This window comes from Bacteroidota bacterium (assembly GCA_016718825.1).
Lineage (GTDB): Bacteria > Bacteroidota > Bacteroidia > J057 > JADKCL01 > JADKCL01.
This window is the reverse complement of sequence record JADKCL010000045.1, coordinates 1-8,078: the sequence shown is the minus strand read 5'-3', so window position 1 is coordinate 8,078 and position 8,078 is coordinate 1. Positions and strand designations below refer to the sequence as shown.

Genomic DNA, 8,078 nt, shown 5'->3' with positions numbered 1-8,078 from the left:
ACCACTGCCTCTGCAGTCAACAACGGCAGCACTGACGCTTGCGGGATTGCCACCACGACTTTGAACAACAGCAGCTTCACCTGCGCCGGCGCCGAACACCGTGATCCTCACCGTGACGGACGTCAACGGCAACAGCAGCACCTGCTCGGCAGCGGTAACGGTCCAGGACAACATTGCGCCGATCGCGCTTTGCCAGCCTGTCACCGTTCCAACTGAACAGCGCCGGCAACGGCAGCACGACGGCCTCGGCAGTGAACAACGGCAGCAGCGACGCTTGCGGCATTGCATCCACGACACTGAACAACAGCAGCTTCACCTGCGCCAACGTTGCAGGTCCGAACACGGTGATCCTCACGGTCACCGATGTCAACGGCAACAGCAGCACGTGTTCGGCAGCGGTAACGGTTCAGGACAACATTGCGCCGATTGCGCTTTGCCAGCCAGTCACGGTTCAACTGAACAGCGCCGGCAACGGCAGCACGACGGCCTCGGCAGTCAACAACGGCAGCAGCGACGCTTGCGGAATCGCCACCACGACGCTGAACAACAGCAGCTTCACCTGCGCCAACGTCGCAGGCCCGAACACGGTGATCCTCACCGTGACGGACGTCAACGGCAACAGCAGCACCTGCTCGGCAGCGGTAACGGTCCAGGACAACATTGCGCCGATCGCGCTTTGCCAGAACCTGACCATCAACCTCGGCAGCAGCGGCAGTCAGACGGTATTGGCGAGCAGCATCAACAACGGCAGCAATGACGCTTGCGGCATTGCCACGACGACGTTGAATCCGAATACATTCACCTGCGATGACCTCGGCGTGAACAACGTAACACTGACAGTCACGGATGTGAACGCCAACAGCAGCACCTGTGCGGCAACGGTCACAGTCACCAACGATCCGTTGGTAGCGACAACCGCCAGCCCGACGGTGGCTTGCGGCTACAACGTGACCTGCAACGGTGCCACCAATGGCAGCGCAACGGTAACGACCACCGGCGGATGCTTGCCTTACACCTACCTGTGGAGCAACGGTCAGACGACCGCCACAGCCAATGGTTTGGGTGCAGGATCCTACACGGTGACGGTCACCGACCTCAACGGCAATACGACGACTTCGACATTGACCCTGACTGAACCGGCACTTCTCACATCGGCCACGACAAGCCCGGTCTATCAAGGTGGCTGGAACGTGACTTGCAACGGGGCGAATGACGGTTCGATTGACTTGACCGCCGGCGGCGGTGCAAGCTGCTTGAGCTACACCTATCTCTGGAGCAACGGTGCCACGACCGAGGACTTGTCCAGCATCGGTGCCGGAACGTATGACGTGACCGTGACCGATGCCAACGGCTGCTCTTCGACGTCGAGCATCACATTGACTGCGCCAAACAGCTTGTCAAACACATTGATCCCGCAAGTGTACCAAGGCGGATGGAACATCAGCTGCAACGGCGCAAGCGATGGTATGCTCTTCGCGAATGTCAGCGGCGGCACACCTGCCTACAACTACGCCTGGAGCAACGGTGCAACCACACAACTGGTCACCGGCTTGGGTGCAGGCACCTACACGGTGACGGTCACCGACCAAAACGGTTGCTTCCTGGTGAATTCGATCACGCTGACCGAACCACCTTTGATGACCGATGCGATCAGCGCTGTGGTTCGCAATTGCGGATTCAACGTGAGCTGCTTCGGGGCGAATGACGGATCGATTGACTACACGGTGAATGGCGGAACGGCTCCTTACAACTATATCTGGAGCAATGGCGCGACGAGCGAGGACATCAGCGGACTCGCCGCAGGTACCTATTCGGTGACTGCGACGGATCGCAACGGATGTTTCACCACAGAGACGATTGTCCTGACCGAACCTGCTTTGTTGACTGCGAATATCAGCTTGGGCACCTACGCTTGCGGCTACAATGTGAGCTGCAACGGTGCAAGCAACGGTTCGGCCACGGTCAATACTGCTGGCGGATGCACACCTTATACCTACACATGGAGCACCTTGGGCGTTTCGGCTTCGATCAACGGTCTGCCTGCAATCGCGGTGGCTGTGACTGTGACGGATGCGAATGGTTGCCAGGCTTATGCCACGGGCGAATTGATCGAACCAGCCTTGCTGGAAAGCAGTGGCGTTCCTTCGACCTATGCATGCGGAACGAATGTCTCCTGCAACGGCGCGAATGACGGCAGCATCAACTTGACTGTCACCGGCGGCGCAAGCTGCGTGGCTTACACCTACCTCTGGAGCAACGGTGCAACGACCGAGGACGTCAGCAACTTGACCGCTGGCAACTACAGCGTCACCATCACCGATGCCAACGGATGCAGCACAAGCAGCAGCTTCACGCTCACCGAGCCAGCCTTGTTGGTCAGCTCCGGCGTAGCCGCAACGTATGTCTGCGGAACGAATGTCTCTTGCAACGGCGCGAATGACGGCAGCATCAACTTGACGGTGACTGGCGGCGCAAGCTGCACAGCCTACACCTTCAACTGGAGCAACGGCGCAACAACCGAGGATGTCAGCAACTTGACCGCTGGCAACTACAGCGTCACCATCACCGACGCCAACGGTTGCAGCACCAGCTCAAGCTTCACGCTCACCGAGCCAGCCTTGTTGGTCAGCTCTGGTGTCGCCGCAACCTATGTCTGCGGAACGAATGTCTCTTGCAACGGCGCGAATGACGGCAGCATCAACTTGACGGTCACCGGCGGCGCAAGCTGCACAGCCTACACCTTCAACTGGAGCAACGGCGCAACAACAGAGGACGTCAGCAACCTGACCGCTGGCAACTACAGCGTCACCATCACCGATGCCAACGGTTGTTCAGCACAAGCAGCAGCTTCACGCTCACCGAGCCAGCATTGCTCGTCAGCTCAGGTGTCGCCGCAACTTATGTCTGCGGAACGAACGTGAGCTGCAACGGTGCCAATGACGGCAGCATCAACTTGACGGTGACCGGCGGTGCAAGCTGCACAGCCTACACCTTCAACTGGAGCAACGGCGCAACCACCGAGGATGTCAGCAACCTGACCGCTGGCAACTACAGCGTCACCATCACCGATGCGAACGGCTGTTCGACCAGCTCAAGCTTCACGCTCACCGAGCCAGCATTGCTGGTCAGCTCTGGCGTCGCCGCAACCTATGTCTGCGGAACGAACGTCTCTTGCAACGGCGCGAATGACGGCAGCATCAACTTGACGGTCACCGGCGGTGCCTCTTGCACAGCCTACACCTTCAACTGGAGCAACGGCGCAACGACCGAGGATGTCAGCAACTTGACCGCTGGCAACTACAGCGTCACCATCACCGATGCCAACGGTTGTTCGACCAGCTCAAGCTTCACGCTCACCGAGCCAGCCCTCCTGGTCAGCTCCGGTGTCGCCGCAACCTATGTCTGCGGAACGAATGTCTCTTGCAACGGCGCGAATGACGGCAGCATCAACTTGACGGTGACTGGCGGCGCAAGCTTGCACAGCCTACACCTTCAACTGGAGCAACGGCGCAACGACCGAGGACGTCAGCGGTCTCACCGCAGGCAACTACAGCGTCACCATCACGGATGCGAACGGCTGTTCAACCAGCTCAAGCTTCACGCTCACCGAGCCAGCCTTGTTGGTCAGCTCCGGCGTCGCCGCAACGTATGTCTGCGGAACCAACGTGAGCTGCAACGGCGCGAATGACGGCAGCATCAACTTGACGGTCACCGGCGGCGCAAGCTGCACGGCCTACACCTTCAACTGGAGCAATGGTGCGACAACAGAAGACGTCAGTAACTCCCTGGCTGGCAACTACAGCGTCACCATCACCGATGCGAACGGCTGTTCGACCAGCTCGAGCTTCACGCTCACCGAGCCAGCCTTGTTGGTCAGCTTCGGCGTAGCCGCAACCTATGTCTGCGGAACGAATGTGAGCTGCAACGGTGCCAATGACGGCAGCATCAACTTGACGGTCACCGGCGGTGCAAGCTGCACAGCCTACACCTTCAACTGGAGCAACGGCGCAACAACAGAAGACGTCAGCAACCTGACCGCTGGCAACTACAGCGTCACCATCACCGATGCCAACGGTTGCAGCACCAGCTCAAGCTTCACGCTCACCGAGCCAGCCTTGTTGGTCAGCTCGGGTGTCGCCGCAACGTATGTCTGCGGAACCAACGTCTCTTGCAACGGCGCCAATGACGGCAGCATCAACTTGACTGTGACCGGCGGCGCATCTTGCACAGCCTACACCTTCAACTGGAGCAACGGCGCGACCACCGAGGATGTCAGCAACCTGACCGCTGGCAACTACAGCGTCACCATCACCGATGCCAACGGTTGCAGCACAAGCAGCAGCTTCACGCTCACCGAGCCAGCATTGCTGGTCAGCTCCGGCGTAGCCGCAACCTATGTCTGCGGAACGAATGTCTCTTGCAACGGCGCGAATGACGGCAGCATCAACTTGACGGTGACCGGTGGTGCAAGCTGCACGGCCTACACCTTCAACTGGAGCAACGGCGCAACGACCGAAGACGTCAGCAACCTGACCGCTGGCAACTACAGCGTCACGATCACCGACGCCAACGGATGCAGCACAAGCTCAAGCTTCACGCTCACCGAGCCAGCCTTGTTGGTCAGCAGCGGTGTTGCCGCAACCTATGTCTGCGGAACGAATGTAAGTTGCAACGGCGCGAATGACGGCAGCATCAACTTGACGGTCACCGGCGGCGCAGATTGCGTAGCCTACACCTTCAACTGGAGCAACGGCGCAACGACCGAGGATGTCAGCAACTTGACCGCTGGCAACTACAGCGTCACCATCACCGATGCCAACGGCTGCAGCAACCAGCTCAAGCTTCACGCTCACCGAGCCGGCATTGTTGGTCAGCTCCGGCGTAGCCGCAACCTATGTCTGCGGAACGAACGTAAGCTGCAACGGTGCCAATGACGGCAGCATCAACTTGACGGTCACCGGCGGCGCAGATTGCGTAGCCTACACCTTCAACTGGAGCAACGGCGCAACCACCGAAGACGTCAGCAACCTGACCGCTGGCAACTACAGCGTCACCATCACCGATGCGAACGGTTGCTCAACCAGCTCGAGCTTCACGCTCACCGAGCCAGCCTTGTTGGTCAGCTCCGGTGTCGCCGCAACCTATGTCTGCGGAACGAATGTCTCTTGCAACGGCGCGAATGACGGCAGCATCAACTTGACGGTGACCGGCGGTGCAAGCTTGCACAGCCTACACCTTCAACTGGAGCAACGGCGCAACAACAGAGGATGTCAGCAACCTGACTGCTGGCAACTACAGCGTCACGATCACCGATGCCAACGGTTGCAGCACAAGCAGCAGCTTCACGCTCACCGAGCCAGCCTTGTTGGTCAGCTCCGGTGTCGCCGCAACCTATGTCTGCGGAACGAATGTCTCTTGCAACGGTGCCAATGACGGCAGCATCAACTTGACGGTCACCGGCGGCGCAAGCTGCACAGCCTACACCTTCAACTGGAGCAACGGCGCAACCACCGAAGATGTCAGCAACCTGACCGCTGGCAACTACAGCGTCACGATCACCGATGCGAACGGATGCAGCACAAGCAGCAGCTTCACGCTCACCGAGCCAGCCTTGTTGGTCAGCAGCGGTGTTGCCGCAACGTATGTCTGTGGAACGAATGTCTCTTGCAACGGCGCGAATGACGGCAGCATCAACTTGACGGTCACTGGCGGCGCATCTTGCACAGCCTACACCTTCAACTGGAGCAACGGAGCGACAACAGAGGACGTCAGCAACCTGACCGCTGGCAACTACAGCGTCACCATCACCGATGCCAACGGTTGCAGCACAAGCAGCAGCTTCACGCTCACCGAGCCAGCCTTGTTGGTCAGCTCTGGTGTCGCCGCAACGTATGTCTGCGGAACGAATGTCTCTTGCAACGGCGCCAATGACGGCAGCATCAACTTGACGGTCACCGGCGGCGCAGATTGCGTAGCCTACACCTTCAACTGGAGCAACGGCGCAACGACCGAGGACGTCAGCAACCTGACTGCCGGCAACTACAGCGTCACCATCACCGATGCCAACGGTTGCAGCACAAGCAGCAGCTTCACCCTCACCGAGCCAGCCTTGTTGGTCAGCTCTGGCGTAGCCGCAACCTATGTCTGCGGAACGAATGTCTCTTGCAACGGTGCGAATGACGGCTCGATCAACTTGACGGTGACCGGCGGTGCAAGCTTGCACAGCCTACACCTTCAACTGGAGCAACGGCGCAACAACGGAAGACGTCAGCAACTTGACCGCTGGCAACTACAGCGTCACCATCACCGATGCCAACGGTTGCAGCACAAGCAGCAGCTTCACGCTCACCGAGCCAGCCTTGTTGGTCAGCTCGGGCGTCGCCGCAACCTATGTCTGCGGAACGAACGTCTCTTGCAACGGCGCGAATGACGGCAGCATCAACTTGACGGTCACCGGCGGCGCATCTTGCACAGCCTACACCTTCAACTGGAGCAACGGCGCGACAACCGAAGACGTCAGCAACTTGACCGCTGGCAACTACAGCGTCACCATCACCGATGCGAACGGCTGTTCAACCAGCTCCAGCTTCACGCTCACCGAGCCAGCCTTGTTGGTCAGCTCCGGCGTCGCCGCAACCTATGTCTGCGGAACGAATGTCTCTTGCAACGGTGCCAATGACGGCAGCATCAACTTGACGGTGACCGGCGGCGCAAGCTGCACAGCCTACACCTTCAACTGGAGCAACGGCGCAACGACCGAAGACGTCAGCGGTCTCACCGCAGGCAACTACAGCGTCACCATCACCGATGCCAACGGATGCAGCACAAGCAGCAGCTTCACGCTCACCGAGCCAGCCTTGTTGGTCAGCAGCGGTGTCGCCGCAACCTATGTCTGCGGAACGAATGTGAGCTGCAACGGTGCCAATGACGGCAGCATCAACCTGACGGTCACCGGCGGCGCAAGCTGCACGGCCTACACCTTCAACTGGAGCAACGGCGCAACGACCGAGGATGTCAGCAACTTGACCGCTGGCAACTACAGCGTCACCATCACCGATGCGAACGGCTGTTCAACCAGCTCAAGCTTCACGCTCACCGAGCCAGCATTGTTGGTCAGCAGCGGCGTCGCCGCAACTTATGTCTGCGGAACCAACGTGAGCTGCAACGGCGCCAATGACGGCAGCATCAACTTGACGGTCACCGGCGGCGCAGATTGCGTAGCCTACACCTTCAACTGGAGCAACGGCGCAACGACCGAGGACGTCAGCAACTTGACCGCTGGCAACTACAGCGTCACGATCACCGATGCCAACGGTTGCAGCACAAGCAGCAGCTTCACGCTCACCGAGCCAGCCTTGCTGGTCAGCTCCGGCGTGGCCGCAACTTATGTCTGCGGAACGAACGTGAGCTGCAACGGCGCGAATGACGGCAGCATCAACCTGACGGTCACCGGCGGCGCAAGCTGCACGGCCTACACCTTCAACTGGAGCAACGGCGCAACAACAGAAGACGTCAGCAACCTGACTGCTGGCAACTACAGCGTCACCATCACCGATGCGAACGGCTGTTCAACCAGCTCGAGCTTCACGCTCACCGAGCCAGCATTGTTGGTCAGCAGCGGTGTCGCCGCAACGTATGTCTGCGGAACGAACGTAAGCTGCAACGGTGCCAATGACGGCAGCATCAACTTGACGGTCACCGGCGGCGCAGATTGCGTAGCCTACACCTTCAACTGGAGCAACGGCGCAACCACCGAGGACGTCAGCAACCTGCGTGCTGGCAACTACAGCGTGACAGTGACCGATGCAAACGGCTGTTCAACCAGCTCAAGCTTCACGCTGACCGAGCCAGCATTGCTCGTCAGCTCCGGCGTAGCCGCAACTTATGTCTGCGGAACCAACGTGAGCTGCAACGGCGCCAATGACGGCAGCATCAACTTGACGGTCACCGGCGGCGCAGATTGCACAGCCTACACCTTCAACTGGAGCAACGGCGCAACCACGGAGGATGTCAGCAACCTGACCGCCGGCAACTACAGCGTCACGATCACCGATGCCAACGGTTGCAGCACAAGCAGC

At 59.5% G+C, this 8,078-nt stretch carries 5 protein-coding genes and 1 pseudogene; all 6 read left to right on the top strand.

Annotated features, from left to right (window positions below; all coding sequences use genetic code 11):
• Window positions 1-173: 173 nt before the first annotated feature.
• Entirely contained in the window at window positions 174-2,921 is a 2,748-nt protein-coding gene (locus IPN95_27385; protein ID MBK9453071.1) for a SprB repeat-containing protein, read from the top strand.
• Entirely contained in the window at window positions 2,870-3,688 is an 819-nt protein-coding gene (locus IPN95_27380) for a SprB repeat-containing protein (GenBank protein ID MBK9453070.1), read from the top strand. Before IPN95_27385 ends, IPN95_27380 begins: the two co-directional genes overlap by 52 nt.
• The gene (locus tag IPN95_27375) at window positions 3,618-4,934 is read left to right on the top strand and encodes a SprB repeat-containing protein (GenBank protein ID MBK9453069.1); all 1,317 of its coding nucleotides are present in this window, start codon (window positions 3,618-3,620) and stop codon (window positions 4,932-4,934) included. The genes IPN95_27380 and IPN95_27375 overlap by 71 nt, the downstream gene beginning before the upstream one ends.
• Window positions 4,864-5,433, top strand: a complete 570-nt coding sequence (locus tag IPN95_27370) for a SprB repeat-containing protein (protein ID MBK9453068.1) — start codon at window positions 4,864-4,866, stop codon at window positions 5,431-5,433. Before IPN95_27375 ends, IPN95_27370 begins: the two co-directional genes overlap by 71 nt.
• 256 nt (window positions 5,434-5,689) lie before the next feature.
• Window positions 5,690-6,007, top strand: a pseudogene (locus IPN95_27365) (SprB repeat-containing protein).
• Between the two features lie 202 nt (window positions 6,008-6,209).
• The coding region (locus tag IPN95_27360; protein MBK9453067.1) for a SprB repeat-containing protein at window positions 6,210-8,078 on the top strand (1,869 nt) is incomplete at its 3' end.